The sequence below is a fragment of the Rhodovulum sp. P5 genome (genome assembly GCF_002079305.1).
Classification (GTDB): domain Bacteria; phylum Pseudomonadota; class Alphaproteobacteria; order Rhodobacterales; family Rhodobacteraceae; genus Rhodovulum.
The window spans coordinates 3,993,033-4,009,821 of record NZ_CP015039.1 but is presented as its reverse complement, the minus strand read 5'-3'; the positions used below and the strand labels follow the sequence as shown (position 1 = coordinate 4,009,821).

Here is a 16,789-nt window from a genome sequence, read left to right as displayed (position 1 = left end):
GAAGATAAGATGAAGAGAATCCTGTTGGGTTCTGTCGGGACAATTGCGCTGTGCCTGCCCGTCCATGCGGCCGTGGTTTATTCCGGTTTCGACTCGGGCGCCGGGTCTTTGGCGGCGGCACCGAATGCGACAGCAGCGGCGGCGAGTTTCGCGGCCGCGCTGACATCGTCGACGGTCGTCGATTTCGAAGGTTCGCTCGGTGATTTCTCGTTCACCGCAGACGGTCTGGTTCGGAACAGCCAGCGCTGTGCTGCCGAACTTTGCGGCTACAACACAACCTCTGGCGGAAGCTACTTCCTTGAGGTGACCTATAACACAACCTTCAACTTCGCGTCGCCGATCGAAGCCTTCGGTGCGTACTTCACCGGCGTTCAGCGCGCGGATGCGACCCTGACATATACGGACGGCACCACCACAACGGTCACCTTGCCGGCCGCGGAGATATCTTTCGGCGGCACGACGTTTTTCGGGTTCACCGACTTCGGCGCATCCATCGTGTCGATTGACTATTTCACCGGGGCAGGCGGCGACTTCGTTGGCGTGGACGACATCACCTACCAGGTGAGTCAGGCCCCCGCGGTGCCGCTCCCCGCGACGCTGCCGCTTCTCGCAGCGGGCTTCGGCGCCCTTGCCATCGCGCGCCGCAAGACCTGAGCTTTCAAGCCATCCCAACACACCAAAGGGCGCCTTCCGGCGCCCTTCTTCTTTGCCGAATATCACTTCTTGTGATTGTGGGCCTCGCTGGATAGAGAACAGCGAACCCCCATGAGACTTCCCGGAGAACCGATATGGCTTCCTATCAATATGTCTACCACATGGACGGCGTCTCCAAGACCTATCCGGGTGGCAAGAAATGCTTTGAAAACATCCGGTTGAACTTCCTTCCCGGCGTCAAGATCGGCGTCGTGGGCGTCAACGGCGCGGGGAAATCCACCCTTCTGCGCATTATGGCCGGCTGGGACAAGGACTTCAGCGGCGAGGCCTGGGCGGCCGAGGGCGCCAAGGTGGGCTATCTGCCGCAGGAGCCCGAACTCGACCCCGCGCTCACCGTCCGCGAAAACGTCATGCTGGGCGTGGCCGAGAAGAAGGCCAAGCTCGACCGGTTCAACGAACTCGCCATGAACTACTCGGATGAGACGGCGGAGGAGATGGCGGAGTTGCAGGACGCCATCGACGCGCAGAACCTCTGGGATCTCGACAGCCAGATCGACATCGCGCTGGAGGCCTTGCGCTGCCCGCCGGATGACGCCCCCGTCGAAACCCTGTCAGGCGGCGAAAAACGCCGGGTAGCGCTCTGCAAGCTGCTGCTGGAAGCGCCCGACATGCTGCTCTTGGACGAACCGACCAACCACCTTGATGCCGAAACGGTGGCGTGGCTGCAGCAGCACCTGATCGACTACAAGGGCACGATCCTGATCGTCACCCACGACCGTTATTTCCTTGATGATATCACCGGCTGGATCCTCGAATTGGACCGCGGCCGCGGCATCCCCTATGAGGGCAACTATTCCGACTGGCTGGAACAGAAATCCAAGCGGATGGCGCAGGAAGCGCGCGAGGACAAGGCCAAGCAGAAGCAGCTTGAGCGCGAACTGGACTGGATCCGCGCCGGCCAGAAAGCCCGGCAGGCGAAATCCAAGGCACGTATTGCCGCCTATGAGGATCTGGCCAACCAGTCCGAACGCGAAAAACTGTCGCGCGCGCAGATCATCATCCCCAACGGCCCGCGTCTGGGCGGCCGCGTGATCGAGGTCACCAACCTGAAAAAGGGCTATGGCGACCGGCTGCTGATCGAGGATCTATCCTTTGCCCTGCCGCCGGGCGGCATTGTCGGCGTGATCGGCCCCAACGGCGCGGGCAAATCCACGCTGTTCCGCATGCTGACCGGTCAGGAACAGCCCGACGAAGGCACGATCGAATTCGGCGACACGGTGAAACTGTCCTATGTAGACCAGTCGCGCGACGCGCTCGACCCCGACAAGACCGTGTGGGAGGAAGTTACCGACGCGCTGGATATCGTTGTGCTGGGCGATGCCGAGGTGAATTCCCGCGCCTATTGTTCCGCCTTCAACTTCAAGGGCGGGGATCAGCAGAAAAAGGTCGGGCTTCTCTCGGGTGGGGAACGCAACCGGGTGCATATGGCGAAGCTGTTGAAATCCGGCGGCAACGTGCTTTTGCTCGACGAACCGACCAACGATCTGGACGTCGAAACCCTGCAGGCGCTGGAAGCCGCATTGGAGGATTTCGCCGGCTGCGCCGTCATCATCTCCCACGACCGGTTCTTCCTCGACCGCCTCTGCACCCACATCCTCGCCTTCGAGGGCGAGGCCCATGTCGAATGGTTCGAGGGCAATTTCGAAGCCTACGAGGAAGACAAGATCCGGCGGCTGGGGCCGGATAGCGTGGAGCCGAAGCGGGTGAAGTATAAAAAGTTTGCGCGGTAACGGTATGGAAAGGGCATTGATTGGACCCCCTTTCCATACCATATTGACCCATGTTCGAGTTCGACCCGACCAAAAGCGCGACGAACCGCGAGAAGCACGGGATAGACTTCGAGGCGGCGCAGGGCGTTTGGGCCGATGCCGACCGGCTCGAAATCCCGGCCCGCACCCGTGGTGAGGACAGGTTCACCCTGATCGGCCGGCTCGGCACACGGCACTGGACGGTCATCTTCACCCGGCGCGGCGACCGTCTCAGGCTGATCTCGGCCCGCCGGGCCCGGAAAGAGGAGGTGGCGCTCTATGAACGCAAAGATATCCGCTGAAGAGTTCGACCGCGCCTTCGACGAAGGCGAGGACATCACGGCCTATCTCGACCTCGACAAGGCCCACCGCCCGGGGCGCGACCCCCGCCGCGTCAACGTCGATTTCCCCGCCTGGATGGTCGACGGGCTGGACGCCCGCGCCGCCCATCTGGGCATCACCCGGCAGGCGCTGATCAAGATGTGGATCGCGGAAAAGCTGGAATGAGGGCGCGGCCCATGTCGAATGGTTCGAGGGCAATTTCGAAGCCTATGAGGAAGACAAGATCCGGGGGCTGGGGCCAGACTCGGTGGAGCCGAAGCGGGTGAAGTACAAGAAGCTTACGAGGTGAAAGTGCCTGACTGTTCTCCCCTCTCAGCAGATTGGGCAAATGCAACTGCTGCGTTTTGTGCGCTTTTTGTGGCAACATTGTCCTTGTGGATTGGTATTTTACAGTTTCGAAGAATTCAAAGGTACGATTACTGGAAGAATATATCGCAGCTAGCTCGCGAGAATAATGAATTCCTCATGAAACACGCCATCCCCGGACCAAGAACAGGCGCAGCTGCTTCTCAAGAATATCGCAGTAGAATTGAAAAGTATAAGCGCAGCCTAATCGAAGCACATGATAACCAAAATGAAACTGCGCGCACCATGCTTAGAGCTGCATTATTCAATCAAGTGACAATCGGATCGGTAGCATTTCAAGGTTCCAAGGGGATTCTAAAGAAAGCCGATTCCGAACGAGCGCGACGCTGGACAGAGGAGGTGATAAAGTGGGCGTTCAATTTTCGAGAACTAAAAGACACGCTAATGGAAATAAATACCAACTATTCGCAGCTATACGAGGATGAATTTATAAACAAATGGGTCAAGAAGCCTCTCTACGAAAACTGGCCTTCTTCTTGGGGGGCAAAGCCTTAGCTGTAACCTGTCGAAAGTTACCCCAAGGGCTCCAAGTTGCTTCGCCACCCCCGATTTCCCTTGCTTCGAATCCCCTCTTCCCGCATACAACCTTCGCGACGTTACGACTTTCGACCACTGTCTACCTTCACCGGCTGCTCAGTTCCTCGATCGACCCCTGACAGAGCCGGGCCGCTGCGATCCCCGCGAGCGGCATCAAACAAGGAGACAGACGGATGGCTACTGGCACCGTGAAATGGTTCAATTCCACCAAAGGCTACGGCTTCATCGCACCCGATGGCGGCAAGAAGGACGTGTTCGTGCACATCTCTGCCGTCGAACGCTCGGGCCTCAACGGTCTGAATGACGGCCAGAAGGTCGAGTTCGACATCGAAGCCGGCCGCGATGGCCGCGAGTCCGCGACGAACCTCGTCGCCCTCTAAGACGACCCGGCCGCGGGGCGCGTGCATCCGCCGCCCCGGGGCCCTTTGCGACCCGGTCAGATAGCCGCCCAGTCGGTGAAACGCCAGCGGGCCGGTTTTTCGCGGCGATCCTGCGCCCCCTGCATGCGGCGATTGCGATTGTCGCTCATATTCTCTCTCCTTTCTCCAAGTTGTCTGGCCTAACGCGCCAAACCCGGCCGAGGTTTCCCCGGCACGGGCAGATCGTCGTTTAACCGGCCATGGTCGGGAAATACTGACCCTCGGGCGGGAACGATTGGGCTTGCGCAAGGACCAGAGGCGTTGGTTCTATGGCGCAAAGGCCCGGCACCAACGGGCCCCGCGCGTGGCGTCGCGCAGCATGGGGAGGACGGCGCATGACATATCTGAAACGCATCCGGCGCCACGGCGTGAAGCTCGGGGGCGCGCTGGCCTTTGCCCTGGCCCTGCTGGCCGGGATGTCGCCTGTCGCGGCGGCGGTGTCCGTCCTCTCCCTTGCGCTTCTGGTCGTCGTCGTGGCGATGGCCGTTGCCCCGCGCGCCACGTTGCGGGCCGTGCTGCGGGCGCTGATCCGCAGCTTCTACCGCATCGACATCGTGGGGGAGGAGTATCTGTCCACCAGCGGCCCGGTCGTCTTCATGTCGAACCATGTCAGCCTGCTGGACGGGCCGCTGCTGTTTGCGCTGATCGGGCGGGACTGTTCCTTTGCCGTGGATACCGCATGGGCGGACAAGCCGTTCCTGAAACCCTTTCGCCGGATTGTCCCTCTCGTCCCCGTGAACGCGGTGGAGCCCGCCACGATGAAGGGTGTCGCGGCCAGCATCCGGGCGGGCGGCGCGGCAATGATCTTCCCCGAGGGGCGGCTGACCGTGCATGGCGGGTTGATGAAGATCTTTCCCGGCGCCGCGTGGCTGGTCGAGGTCGCCGACGCGCCGGTCGTTCCGATCAATATCGAGGGGCTGGAATTCACGCCGTGGTCGCGCCGCAAGACGGGGTTTCCGCGCCACCTGTTCCCGCGGGTACGGCTGCGGGTCGGGCCGCCGCGCAAGCTGGACTTCGATCCCGACCTGAAAGGGGCGGAGCGGCGGGACGCCGCCGCCGTGGCGCTCGTCAACCTGATGGAGCGGCACCGGTACGAGGCGCTGGATCGGTTCGACACGCTGCCCGACGCGCTGAGTGACACCATCGCCCGCTTCGGCTCTGGCGGCACCATCATCGCGGATGCCATGGGCAACAGCCTCAGCCGATCGCGGCTCAGGATCGGGGCGGCGGCGCTGGGCACCGAACTCGCCCGCCATACGGAGGTGGAGGAACATGTCGGCGTCCTGCTGCCCACCGTGGCCGCCGCGCCCGTTGTCCTGTTCGCGCTCTGGCGAGAGCGGCGGGTGCCCGCGCTGCTGAACCCCACGCTGGGGCCGGGGCCGGCACTGTCCTGCCTGACGACGGCAAAGATCCGCAAGGTCGTCGCCTCCCGCGCCTTTGTCGACATCGCCAAGCTGGAGCCGGTGATCGCGGCGTTTGAGGCGAACGGGGTCGAGATATTGTGGACCGAAGACCTGAAAGCCGCGGTCGGCAGGACGGAGAAACTGCGCGCCATGGTGACGGCCTCGTTGCCGCATCGGGTGGGCGTGACCCGCGACACGCCGGCGGTCATCCTGTTCACCTCGGGCACCGAAGGGGCGCCCAAGGCCGTGGTGTTGAGCCACGGCAGTCTTCTGGCCAATGTCGCCCAGTTGCGCGCGCGCACGGATGTCGGGCCCGCGGACAAGATGTTCTCGGCCCTGCCGATGTTCCATTCGCTGGGCCTGACCGGGGGCGTTCTGTTCCCACTGATCTGCGGGGCGCGCGTGGCGCTCTACCCCTCGCCGCTGCATTACCGCGAGATCCCGCATATGGCCTATATCCACCAGCCGACGATCATCCTTGGCACCGACACCTTCCTGTCGGGCTGGGGCCGCAAGGCCAGCCCCGAGGACTTCGTGACCCTGCGCGCCGCCATTTCGGGGGCCGAGGCGGTGAAACCAGCCACTCGGGCCTACTGGGCCGAAAAGTTCGGGGTCCGCATCCTGGAAGGCTACGGCACGACCGAGGCCGCGCCGGTCGTCGCCCTGAACACGCCCGCCAGCAACAAGGCCGGAACCGTCGGGCGGATCCTGCCGGGCATCGACACCCGCCTGCAAGAGGTCCCCGGCCTGCCCGGCGCGAAGCTGCTGATCAAGGGGGCGAATGTCATGCTGGGCTATTACCTGCCCGAGGCCCCCGGCGTTCTGCTGCCACCGGAGAATGGCTGGCACGATACCGGCGATCTTGTCGATCTGGACGGGCACGGATTCATCTCGATCCGCGGGCGGCAGAAACGCTTCGTCAAGGTGGGCGGCGAGATGGTCAGCCTTGGTGCGGTGGAGGCACTGGCCAACGAGGTCTGGCCCGGCGTGGCCCTTGCCGCGGTCGGTCAGCCCGACCCGCGCAAGGGGGAATGCGTTGTCCTTGCCGTCACCGAACCCGGTCTCGACCGGGCGGCCCTTGCCCAGCATGCGCGGTCAAAGGGTGTTGGCGAAATCGCCCTGCCCGCCCGGATCGTCGAGATCGAGGAACTGCCGGTCCTGGCCTCGGGCAAGACCAACTATCCGGCCCTGACCGAGATGTTGTCGGGTGAAGAGGCGGCCGCCTGACGGTCCTCCGGCCGACGCCTATTAGGGCGGCGAACGGGCCCAATAGCATTGCCGCGGACTGCTATTGTTGGACAGATGCACGAAAAGTTGTTAGGATTTCATTTACCATAAGACAGGGTATGTGTCTTTTCAGAAGGGGAGAGATCATGAAACAGCCGTTGAAGGTCCTTTGCGTTTGTGCGGGTCTTGCCGGCCTCGCCACCGCGGCCAGCGCAGCGAATATCGAGGCGCCGCTGCCCGATAACGCCTATATCACCATGGGGGGCCTCGACTGGGCGTGGGCCTATCCCTACAACTCCGACCATTCGGGTTTCGATCTGAGCTATCAGAGCGCCTATGGCTGGCGGCTCGCCACCGCGGATGAGTTGCTCTCTGCCCCGTCGCCCAGCGACTTCATCTTCGATGGCGCGAATGTGCCGCTTGGCGGTACCGACCCGATCAGCGGCGCCACGTTCCACGTGGTCGATGCCCTGCTTACGGGCGATGCGGCCTGCGCGACGCCGTATTTTTCCAGCGGCAGTTGGAACCATTGCGACTGGGGCGATGCGCCCGGCAACCTGGGTCCGGAAGGGCCATGGTGGGGTCAGCCCGGCGCCGAGACCTATGCGGAACTGCTTGTCGTCCGCGTCGCGGCCGACATTCCGGTTCCGGCAGGTCTTGGGCTGCTGATCACGGGTCTTGGTGCCTTGGTCGGGATGAAGCATCGCCGCAAGGCCAGCTGATCACGCCGCCAAATGCATTTTGCGCGCCGCCCTTTTGGGCGGCGCTTTCTTTTGCGTGAAACCGGCCTCCCGCCTGCGATAGCGCAGCTTGGCCGACCTCTCCGCCCGCCACGCGATGCCACGGATCTGCGCCACAATTCTGTAAATAAATTTACTGACAAATTTGCTCGACGCGTCACATTCTTCACAATATTCTCAACAAATCAGCGAAACGGGCTTCATTTTTTACAGAAATTGGTAAAAGCGACGCTGAGACGTTAACGCAGTATGACCTGCGCACCGGGACAGCGACAACGAGGAGACACAAGGCATGACCGATACGGCGACCACTGACGCCATCGCAACCCACCCGCCGAGCGAGGAATTCGTGAAGGGGGCCCATATCGACGCCGCGAAATACGACGCGATGTACAAGCAGTCGATCGAGGACCCGGAAGGCTTCTGGGGCGAGCACGGGAAGCGCATCGACTGGATCAAGCCGTATACCGAGGTCAAGAACACCAACTTCAAGATGGGCGAGGTGGAGATCCACTGGTTCCGCGACGGTACCCTGAACGTCGCGGCCAACTGCATCGACCGTCACCTTGCCACCCGCGGCGACCAGACCGCCATCATCTTCGTGCCCGACGAACCGGGCGACCCGGTCCAGCACATCACCTATCGTGAACTGCACGAGAAGGTGAACCGCATGGCCAACGTCCTGCTCAGCCAGGGTGTCATGCGCGGCGACCGCGTCGTGATCTATCTGCCGATGATCCCCGAAGCCGCCTATGCCATGCTGGCCTGTGCCCGCATCGGCGCAATCCACTCCATCGTGTTCGCCGGCTTCTCGGCCGACGGTCTGGCCAACCGGATCAACGACTGTGGCGCCAAGGTCGTCATCACCGCCGACACCGCCCCCCGCGGCGGCCGCAAGACCGCGCTGAAATCGAACACCGACGCCGCGCTGCTGCACTGCTCTGACAAGGTGCGCTGCATGGTCGTCAAGCATACCGGCGACCAGACCACCTGGGTGCAGGGCCGCGATGTCGACGTGCTGGAACTGATGGAGCACGCCTCCCCCGACTGCCCGGCGCGCGAACTGGCCGCCGAACACCCGCTGTTCATCCTTTACACCTCCGGCTCCACCGGCAAGCCGAAGGGCGTCGTGCACTCCTCGGGCGGCTACCTCGTCTATGCCTCGATGACGATGGAATACGTCTTCGACTATCATCAGGGCGACGTCTTCTGGTGTACCGCTGACGTGGGCTGGGTCACCGGCCACAGCTACATCGTCTATGGCCCGCTCGCCAACGGTGCCACCACCGTGATGTTCGAGGGCGTGCCCACCTACCCCGATGCGGGCCGGATGTGGCAGGTCTGTCAGGACCTCAAGGTCAACCAGTTCTACACCGCCCCCACCGTGATCCGCGCCCTGATGGGCAAGGGCACCGAATGGGTGGAAAAATACGACCTGTCCTCGCTGAAGGTGCTGGGTTCGGTCGGGGAACCGATCAACCCCGAAGCGTGGGAATGGTACAACAAGTATGTCGGCCAAGACCGCTGCCCCATCGTCGACACCTGGTGGCAGACCGAAACCGGCGGTCACCTGCTGACGCCGCTGCCCGGCGCGACCCCGACCAAGCCCGGCTCGGCCACCAAGCCCTTCTTCGGCGTTCAGCCCGTCGTGCTGGAATCCGAAAGCGGCAAGGAGATCGACGATATCGAGGCCGAGGGCGTTCTCTGCCTGAAAGACTCTTGGCCCGGCCAGATGCGCACGGTCTGGGGCGATCACGAACGCTTTCAGGACACGTACTTCAGCCATTACAAGGGCTACTACTTCTCCGGTGACGGCTGCCGCCGCGACAGCGACGGCTACTACTGGGTCACCGGCCGCGTGGATGACGTGATCAACGTCTCCGGCCACCGGATGGGCACCGCGGAAGTCGAAAGCGCACTGGTCGCCCACGCCGCCGTGGCCGAGGCCGCCGTGGTGGGCTACCCGCACGAGCTGAAGGGCCAGGGCATCTACGCCTATGTGACGCTGATGAACGATGTCGAACCCACCGACGAGCTGCGCAAGGAGCTTGAGAAATGGGTCCGCACCGAGATCGGCCCGATCGCCAAGCCCGACCTGATCCAGTGGGCCCCGGGCCTGCCGAAAACCCGTTCGGGCAAGATCATGCGCCGCATCCTGCGCAAGATCGCCGAGAACGACTTCGGCTCCCTGGGCGACACCTCGACCCTCGCCGACCCGTCGGTGGTCGACGACCTCATCGAAAACCGGATGAACAAGGCGTAAGCACCCATCCGGTCTGACTGACCCGCCGGGCGCCGAGGGGGCGCCCGGTTTCCTGCAACCGAAATGGGAGGAACGGACATGTCCGAGAAGGACTCCGCCAATTCCTACTGGCGCGCCAATTTGCGCCTCATCTATGTGAGCCTCGTCATCTGGGCGCTGGTCTCCTTCGGCTTCGGCATCCTGCTGCGCCCGCTTCTGGCCGGCATTCAGGTCGGCGGCACCGATCTTGGCTTCTGGTTCGCCCAGCAAGGCTCGATCCTGGTGTTCCTTGCCCTGATCTTTTTCTATGCCTTCCGGATGAACGCGCTCGACCGCAAGCACGGCGTGGACGAGGAGTAAGTTCATGGACCAGTTTATCGTCAACCTGATCTTCGTGGGCGCGTCCTTCGCCCTCTACATCGGGATCGCCATCTGGGCCCGTGCGGGCTCCACCTCGGAATTCTATGCCGCGGGCCGGGGCGTTCACCCGGTCACCAACGGGATGGCCACCGCGGCCGACTGGATGTCGGCGGCCTCGTTCATCTCGATGGCGGGCCTGATCGCCTTTGTCGGCTACGACAACTCCACCTTCCTGATGGGCTGGACCGGCGGTTATGTGCTGCTGGCGCTGCTGCTTGCGCCCTACCTGCGCAAGTTCGGCAAGTTCACCGTGTCGGAATTCATCGGCGACCGTTTCTACAGCCAGACCGCGCGCCTTGTGGCCGTTGTCTGCCTGATCGTCGCCTCGGTCACCTACGTGATCGGCCAGATGACCGGCGTCGGCGTGGCCTTCGGCCGCTTCCTTGAGGTGGACAACACCACCGGCCTTCTGATCGGCGCCGCGGTCGTGTTCGCCTATGCGGTGTTCGGCGGCATGAAGGGCGTGACCTATACGCAGGTCGCCCAGTATGTCGTTCTGATCCTCGCCTACACCATCCCGGCGATCTTCATCTCGCTGCAACTGACCGGCAACCCGGTTCCGGCACTGGGCCTCTTCGGCGATCATGTCGCCAGCGGAGAGCCGCTTCTCGCCAAGCTGGACCAGATCATCAGCGAACTGGGCTTTGCCGAATACACCACCCACCATGCCGACACGTTCAACATGGTGCTCTTCACCCTGTCGCTGATGATCGGCACCGCCGGTCTGCCGCACGTGATCATGCGCTTCTTCACCGTCCCCCGCGTGGCCGATGCCCGCTGGTCGGCCGGCTGGGCGCTGGTGTTCATCGCGCTGCTGTACCTGACGGCCCCGGCCGTGGGCGCCATGGCCCGCCTGAACATCACCTAACTGATGTGGCCGAACGGCACCAGCGGCGACGCAGTGTCCGTCCAGACCATCGCGGAAGACGAAAAATACGACTGGATGGAAACCTGGGAGAAAACCGGGCTGCTGGGCTGGGAAGACAAGAACGGCGACGGCATGATCCAGTACTACAACGACAAGTCCGAAGCCATGCAGGCGCGGGCTGCGGAAGAGGGCTGGCAAGGCAACGAGCTGACCAAGTTCAACCGCGACATCCTGGTTCTGGCCAACCCCGAAATCGCCAACCTGCCCTCCTGGGTGATCGGTCTGGTGGCCGCGGGCGGTCTTGCCGCCGCGCTCTCCACCGCTGCCGGTCTGCTGCTGGCGATCTCGTCGGCGGTGTCCCACGACCTGATCAAGGGCGCGATCAACCCCAACATCTCGGAACGCGCAGAGCTTCTGTCCGCGCGGATCGCGATGGCGGTGGCGATTGCGGTGGCGACCTATCTGGGCCTCAACCCGCCGGGCTTTGCCGCGCAAACGGTGGCGCTGGCCTTCGGTCTGGCGGCGGCCTCGATCTTCCCGGCGCTGATGATGGGCATCTTCTCGACCCGCATCAACAACACCGGGGCGGTTGCCGGCATGCTGGCCGGTCTGCTGACCACGCTGGTCTACATCTTCCTGCACAAGGGCTGGTTCTTCATCCCCGGCACCAACTCGTTCACCGATGCCGATCCGCTGCTCTTCACCGTCAAGTCGACCTCGTTCGGCGCGATCGGTGCGGCGATCAACTTCACGGTGGCCTATGTTGTGGCCGGCATGACGAAAGAGACCCCGCAAGAGATCAAGGACCTGGTCGAAAGCGTTCGCATCCCGCGCGGTGCAGGCGCTGCCACCGACCACTAAGATCGTCGGAGGGGGCGGCACCCGCCCCCTCCTTCTCTCCCGGCATTTTCCGGTGCAGAGTATCCTTTTAGGTCATATCAATCCGCACGCCGGAGACTCCGATGTCCGATCTTGAGGCAGATATCCTTTTCAGCCTGACCCAGTTCCCCCCGTTCGACGCCCTGCCGGAGGACGCGCTTGCCGCACTGGAAGGCCATGTCACCCGGTTCGTCGCGAAGGAAGGACAGACGCTTGTCCATGAGGGCGAAAAGCTGGACGGGCTGTTCGTCATCGAAACCGGCACTGTCGATATCGAAGCCGCCGATTCCGAACTGATCGCCCATCGCGGGCCCGGCGATGTGTTCGGCGAACGGGGTCTTTTGCGGCTGGGCCGCGCCACGCTGACCGCGCGGGTCAAGGAAGAGGCCACGATCCTTCTGCTGCCCAAGGAACAGTTCCACGACCTGATGGACGAGGTCACGCCCTTCGCCGCGTGGTTCCAGCGGGCCGTGCCCGGCCGCGTTGCCGGCAGCGGGGATGAGGCCGCGGGGCTGACCGCGCTGCATGTGTCCGACCTGATGACGAAGACCCCCGTCAGTTGCCCGGTCGAAAGCACCGTCACCGACGTGGCGCGCACCATGCGCAGCAACGGCATCTCGTCGGTCATCGTGATGGCGGGCGAAGCGCCTGCCGGGATCGTCACCGTCCGGGACCTGACCAACAAGGTTCTGGCCGAAGGGCTGGACGGCACGACCCCGGTTGACCGGATCATGACCCCCGACCCGATCACCATCGCGCCCGATGCGCTGGGGCTGGATGCGCTGATGACGCTGGCCGACAACAATATCAGCCACCTGCCCGTGGCCGAGAACGGCCGGATCGTCGGCCTGATCGGCCGGACCGACCTGTTCCGCCAGCAGGCTGCCACCGCCAGCCACATGATCGTGGAAATCGTCGATGCCACATCGGCGACGGAAATGGCCAAGGTCGTCACGCAGGTGCCCGGTCTTCTGGCGCAACTGGTCCGCTCGGGCGCGGGGCCCAACGCGATTTCCCGCCGGATCACCGATATCACCGACGCCATCACCCGCCGCCTGCTGGCGCTGGCCGAAGAAACGCTTGGCCCCCCGCCGGTGCCCTATCTGTGGCTTGCCTGCGGCAGCCAGGGCCGGCGCGAACAGACGGGGCAGAGCGACCAGGACAACTGCCTGATCCTCGACGACAGTTTCAAGCCAGAGCATGACGCCTATTTCGCGGCGCTGGCCAAGTTCGTCTCCGACGGGCTGAACGAATGCGGTTTCGTCTATTGCCCCGGCGACATGATGGCGACCAGTCCCCGCTGGCGGCAGCCCCGCCGGGTCTGGCGGGAATATTTCGCAGGCTGGATCGCCCAGCCGGATAACGAGGCGCAGATGCTGGCCTCGGTCATGTTCGACCTGCGCCCCATCGGCGGCACCACGGCACTGTTCGCCGATTTGCAGGCCGAAACGCTGGCGATGGCTCGCAAGAACTCGATCTTCGTGGCGCATATGGTGTCGAACTCGCTCAAGCACACGCCGCCCCTGGGGCTGCTCCGGGGCTTTGCCCTGATCCGCTCGGGAGAGCACAAGGACACCGTCGACCTGAAACTGTCGGGCGTCGTACCGGTGGTCGATCTGGGCCGGGTCTATGCCCTTAAAGGCGCGATCGAGACGGCCAACACCCATGACCGGATCGAGGCTGCGCGGGCCGCTGGCGTGATCTCGCAAACCGGGGCGCATGACCTGCTGGATGCCTATGACTTCATCGCCGAAACCCGGCTGCGCCATCAGGCCGACCAGATCGCGGCGGGCGGCAAGCCCGACAACTTCATGGCGCCCTCGTCCCTGTCGGAACTGGAACGCAACCACCTGCGCGATGCTTTCATGGTGATCAAGACCATGCAGTCCTCGGTCGGGCGCGGCAGCGGGGTGATGGGGTAAGCCATGTTCCTTGAACTGATCGCCACCTTCGTGGCCGCACTCGGGGCCGCGGGCCTTGTGATGGGGCTGAACATGATGACCGGCGGGCGCCTGCCCAAATGGCTGATGCCGGTGGCCGCAGGCGCGGCGATGATCGCCTATGCCGTCTGGTCCGAATACAGCTGGGCCGGGCGCACCGTGGCGGGCCTGCCCGAGGGTGTGGTCGAGGTCAGCCGGGTGGACGAACGTATCGCCTACAAGCCGTGGACCTACATTGTGCCCCAGACCACCCGGTTGATGGCGGCGGATGCGGGCGGCGCGGCGACCCGCCCCGATGCCCCCGCCCTACGTCTGGTCAACCTCTACCTCTTCGCCCGCTGGCAGCCGGCGCGCACGGTCCCGATCCTTGTCGATTGTGAAACCGCGGCGCGGGCGGATGCGACGGAGGCCGCCCTTGCCGATCCCGCCCAGGCCGACTGGCTTCCCCTGCCCGCAGGCGACCCGCTTGTCGTCGCCGTCTGCACGTCCCGCGAATAAGGAACCAAGCCCCATGCCGCAGAAATCGGTACTTCTGGTCGAGGACGAGGACTCCATCGCCATCGCGCTGGAATACCTGATCTCGCGGCAGGGCTATGACACCCGGCGGGTGGCCAATGGCAGCGCGGCACTGGCCGCGATGGAGGAGACACGGCCCGATCTGGTCGTGCTGGACGTCATGATCCCGGAACCCTCGGGATATGAGGTCTGTCAGACGATACGGCAGGACAAAGCATTAAAAGATGTTAAAGTCCTGATGATGACGGCGCGCGGTGGAGAGGTCGAGCGTCGCAAGGGACTGGCACTTGGGGCGGATGCATTCCTGACCAAACCCTTCGCGACCGCGGATCTGACGGCCCAGATCCGCGCGTTGCTGGGGGGAGATATGGATGCATGACCGGCTTGGGCTGAGAACCCGTTTCGCGCTTTTCTTCGTGGCGCTGGCACTGGGCGGACTGGCCGCCCTGGCAGGTGGCTTGTGGCTTGGCCACTGGCGCGAGGGCGGGCCGGTTCAGGGATATGTCATCGCGGGGCTGGTGGCGGGCTTCGGCCTGACCGCGCTGACCGCCTGGGTCGCGCTGATGTTCGATGAAAACGTCGCGCGCCCGATCCTTGCGCTGGCGGCAGAGTTGAACACCCGCGCGCGCGCCGATGTGGACGCCGATATAGATGAGGCCCCCGCCCGCTATCTGGGGGCGCTGGCGCCCGCGGCCAATGCCATTCACGACGCGCTGGGGGCCACCCGCGCGGCACAGGAACAGGCCATCGCGGAACGCACCGCCAGCCTGAACCGTGAAAAGGCGATGTTCGAGGCGCTGCTACGCGATCTGGCCGAGGGCGTGGTCGTGGCCACCCCCGACCACCGGATCATGCTGTACAACCGCGCCGCGCAGGGCCTTTTGGGCGACATCGGGCTTGACCGGTCGCTGAACGCCTTCCTGCGCCCCGAACCGCTGGCCCATGCGCTTGACCGGATGGGCGCCCGCGCCGCACGTGGAGAGGTGGAGGCCGAACGGTTCCTCGCCGCCACCGCCTGCGGCGAACGGTTCCTGATGGCGCGGGTCAGCCCGATCGCGGTGGACGGCACGCGGGTGGGCTATGTGCTGATCTTCCACGACGCGACCGAAGACCTGGACGCCCATGCCGAGGGCGATCACCTGTTCAACAGCCTGCTGGAATCCGTTCGCCGCCCGGCCACCGCCATCGGCGCCCTGTTCGACGCGCTGGAGGATGCGCCCAGCCCGCCGGCCGACACCCGCCAGAAGTTCACCCAGGCCCTGCGCAAGGAACTGGCCCGTCTGGTCGACGGCGTGAACGAGATCGCAGACCGCCATGGCGCGGCCGCCACCCGGCGCTGGCCGATGCCCGCGGTTGCGTCGGACGACATCTTCGACGCGCTTCAGGCCCGCCTGCCCGAGGACTTGCGCTTTGAAGGCGACCGGCAGTTCATCCGCTGCGACGGCTTTGCGATTTCCGAGCTGCTGGCCCGGGTGATCGACGGGCTGCGCGCCGACGGCAAGCGCTGCGATTTCGTTCTCCGGGCCGAGAATTGCGAGCGTGAGGTCTGCCTGTCGCTGGCATGGAAGGGTGACCCGGTCCCCAACGGGCAGGTCGACCGCTGGCTGCAAGGCCCGCTGTCGGGCTATGGCCAGTATTCCGGGCGCGACGCGCTGGAAGGCCACGGCACCGAGATCTGGGCAGAGACCCGGGCAGAAGGCCACCGGATCGTGCTGCCGCTGCAGCGGGCGGATGCGCCGCTGCTGACCCCTGCCGATGCCCGGCCGGAATTCTACGACTTCGCCCTGCCCCTGTCGGCCCCCTGCGATCTGGCCGACCGGCCGTTGCAGGATCTCAGCTTCGTCGTGTTCGACACCGAAACCACCGGCCTGTCGCCGCGGACCGGCGACGAAATCGTGCAGGTCGCGGGCGTGCGGATCGTGAATGGCCGCATCCTGCGGGGGGAGGTGTTCGAGACGCTGGTCAACCCCGGCCGCCATATCCCTGCGGCCTCGACCGCCGTGCATGGGATCGACGACGCCCGCGTGCGCGGTGCCCCCGATATCCGTGAGGCGGGGCAGCGGTTCCATGCCTTTTGCGAGGGGTCGGTTCTGGTGGCTCATAACGCCGCCTTCGACATGACCTTCCTGACCCTGAAGGAAAAGCAGATCGGCTGCCGCTTTGATCATCCGACGCTGTGCACGGTGCTGTTGTCCGCGGCACTCTTCCCCCATGCCAGCGATCACACCCTGGATGCACTGGCCCTGCGCTTCGGCGTCAACCTGCCGGAGGAGCACCGGCACACCGCCCTGGGCGACGCACTGGCCACGGCAGAGGTCTTCCGGCACATGATCCCGCTATTGCAGGCGGAGGGTGCGCAGACACTGAACGACGCAATCGCACTGGGCAACGAGATGCAGAGCATCAGGCGGGCGCAGAATTACTGAGG

14 protein-coding genes and 1 pseudogene are annotated in these 16,789 nt (G+C 64.2%); all 15 read left to right on the top strand.

Features of this window, described 5'->3' with window-relative positions; all coding sequences use genetic code 11:
* The first annotated feature begins 9 nt into the window (after window positions 1-9).
* The 15 genes and pseudogenes from RGUI_RS19030 to RGUI_RS18965 all read left to right on the top strand — a co-directional run bounded on the left by RGUI_RS19030 (window position 10) and on the right by RGUI_RS18965 (window position 16,787).
* On the top strand, window positions 10-654 hold the full coding sequence (locus tag RGUI_RS19030; RefSeq protein ID WP_081535771.1) for a VPLPA-CTERM sorting domain-containing protein: 645 nt from the start codon (window positions 10-12) through the stop codon (window positions 652-654).
* Window positions 655-788: 134 nt separating this feature from the next.
* The gene (gene ettA / locus RGUI_RS19025) at window positions 789-2,444 is read left to right on the top strand and encodes an energy-dependent translational throttle protein EttA (RefSeq protein WP_081535769.1); all 1,656 of its coding nucleotides are present in this window, start codon (window positions 789-791) and stop codon (window positions 2,442-2,444) included.
* 50 nt (window positions 2,445-2,494) lie between these two features.
* On the top strand, window positions 2,495-2,764 hold the full coding sequence (locus RGUI_RS19020) for a BrnT family toxin (protein ID WP_081535768.1): 270 nt from the start codon (window positions 2,495-2,497) through the stop codon (window positions 2,762-2,764).
* Entirely contained in the window at window positions 2,742-2,969 is a 228-nt protein-coding gene (brnA, locus tag RGUI_RS19015; RefSeq protein ID WP_216640088.1) for a type II toxin-antitoxin system BrnA family antitoxin, read from the top strand. The genes RGUI_RS19020 and brnA overlap by 23 nt, the downstream gene beginning before the upstream one ends.
* A 120-nt stretch (window positions 2,970-3,089) precedes the next feature.
* Window positions 3,090-3,665 (top strand): hypothetical protein, encoded by a 576-nt coding sequence (locus RGUI_RS21575; protein ID WP_216640087.1) that lies wholly within the window; start codon window positions 3,090-3,092, stop codon window positions 3,663-3,665.
* A 215-nt stretch (window positions 3,666-3,880) separates the two neighbouring features.
* A complete protein-coding gene (locus RGUI_RS19010; protein WP_081535766.1) occupies window positions 3,881-4,087 on the top strand; it encodes a cold-shock protein in 207 nt (68 codons plus the stop codon).
* Window positions 4,088-4,461: 374 nt separating this feature from the next.
* Window positions 4,462-6,756, top strand: coding sequence for an AMP-binding protein (locus RGUI_RS19005; RefSeq protein ID WP_172841203.1), 2,295 nt, complete (start codon window positions 4,462-4,464; stop codon window positions 6,754-6,756).
* A gap of 146 nt (window positions 6,757-6,902) precedes the next feature.
* The gene (locus RGUI_RS19000; RefSeq protein ID WP_081535762.1) at window positions 6,903-7,478 is read left to right on the top strand and encodes a VPLPA-CTERM sorting domain-containing protein; all 576 of its coding nucleotides are present in this window, start codon (window positions 6,903-6,905) and stop codon (window positions 7,476-7,478) included.
* A 310-nt stretch (window positions 7,479-7,788) separates the two neighbouring features.
* A complete protein-coding gene (gene acs, locus RGUI_RS18995) occupies window positions 7,789-9,759 on the top strand; it encodes an acetate--CoA ligase (protein ID WP_081535760.1) in 1,971 nt (656 codons plus the stop codon).
* Window positions 9,760-9,837: 78 nt separating this feature from the next.
* On the top strand, window positions 9,838-10,098 hold the full coding sequence (locus RGUI_RS18990) for a DUF4212 domain-containing protein (protein WP_081535758.1): 261 nt from the start codon (window positions 9,838-9,840) through the stop codon (window positions 10,096-10,098).
* 4 nt (window positions 10,099-10,102) lie between these two features.
* Window positions 10,103-11,887: pseudogene (locus RGUI_RS18985) on the top strand (sodium:solute symporter family protein).
* 101 nt (window positions 11,888-11,988) lie between these two features.
* Window positions 11,989-13,827, top strand: coding sequence for a DUF294 nucleotidyltransferase-like domain-containing protein (locus tag RGUI_RS18980; RefSeq protein ID WP_081535756.1), 1,839 nt, complete (start codon window positions 11,989-11,991; stop codon window positions 13,825-13,827).
* Window positions 13,828-13,830: 3 nt separating this feature from the next.
* Window positions 13,831-14,343, top strand: a complete 513-nt coding sequence (locus RGUI_RS18975) for a hypothetical protein (RefSeq protein WP_081535754.1) — start codon at window positions 13,831-13,833, stop codon at window positions 14,341-14,343.
* 13 nt (window positions 14,344-14,356) lie between these two features.
* The gene (locus RGUI_RS18970) at window positions 14,357-14,740 is read left to right on the top strand and encodes a response regulator transcription factor (protein ID WP_081535752.1); all 384 of its coding nucleotides are present in this window, start codon (window positions 14,357-14,359) and stop codon (window positions 14,738-14,740) included.
* Window positions 14,733-16,787, top strand: coding sequence for an exonuclease domain-containing protein (locus RGUI_RS18965; protein WP_081535750.1), 2,055 nt, complete (start codon window positions 14,733-14,735; stop codon window positions 16,785-16,787). The genes RGUI_RS18970 and RGUI_RS18965 overlap by 8 nt, the downstream gene beginning before the upstream one ends.
* Window positions 16,788-16,789 lie beyond the last annotated feature (2 nt).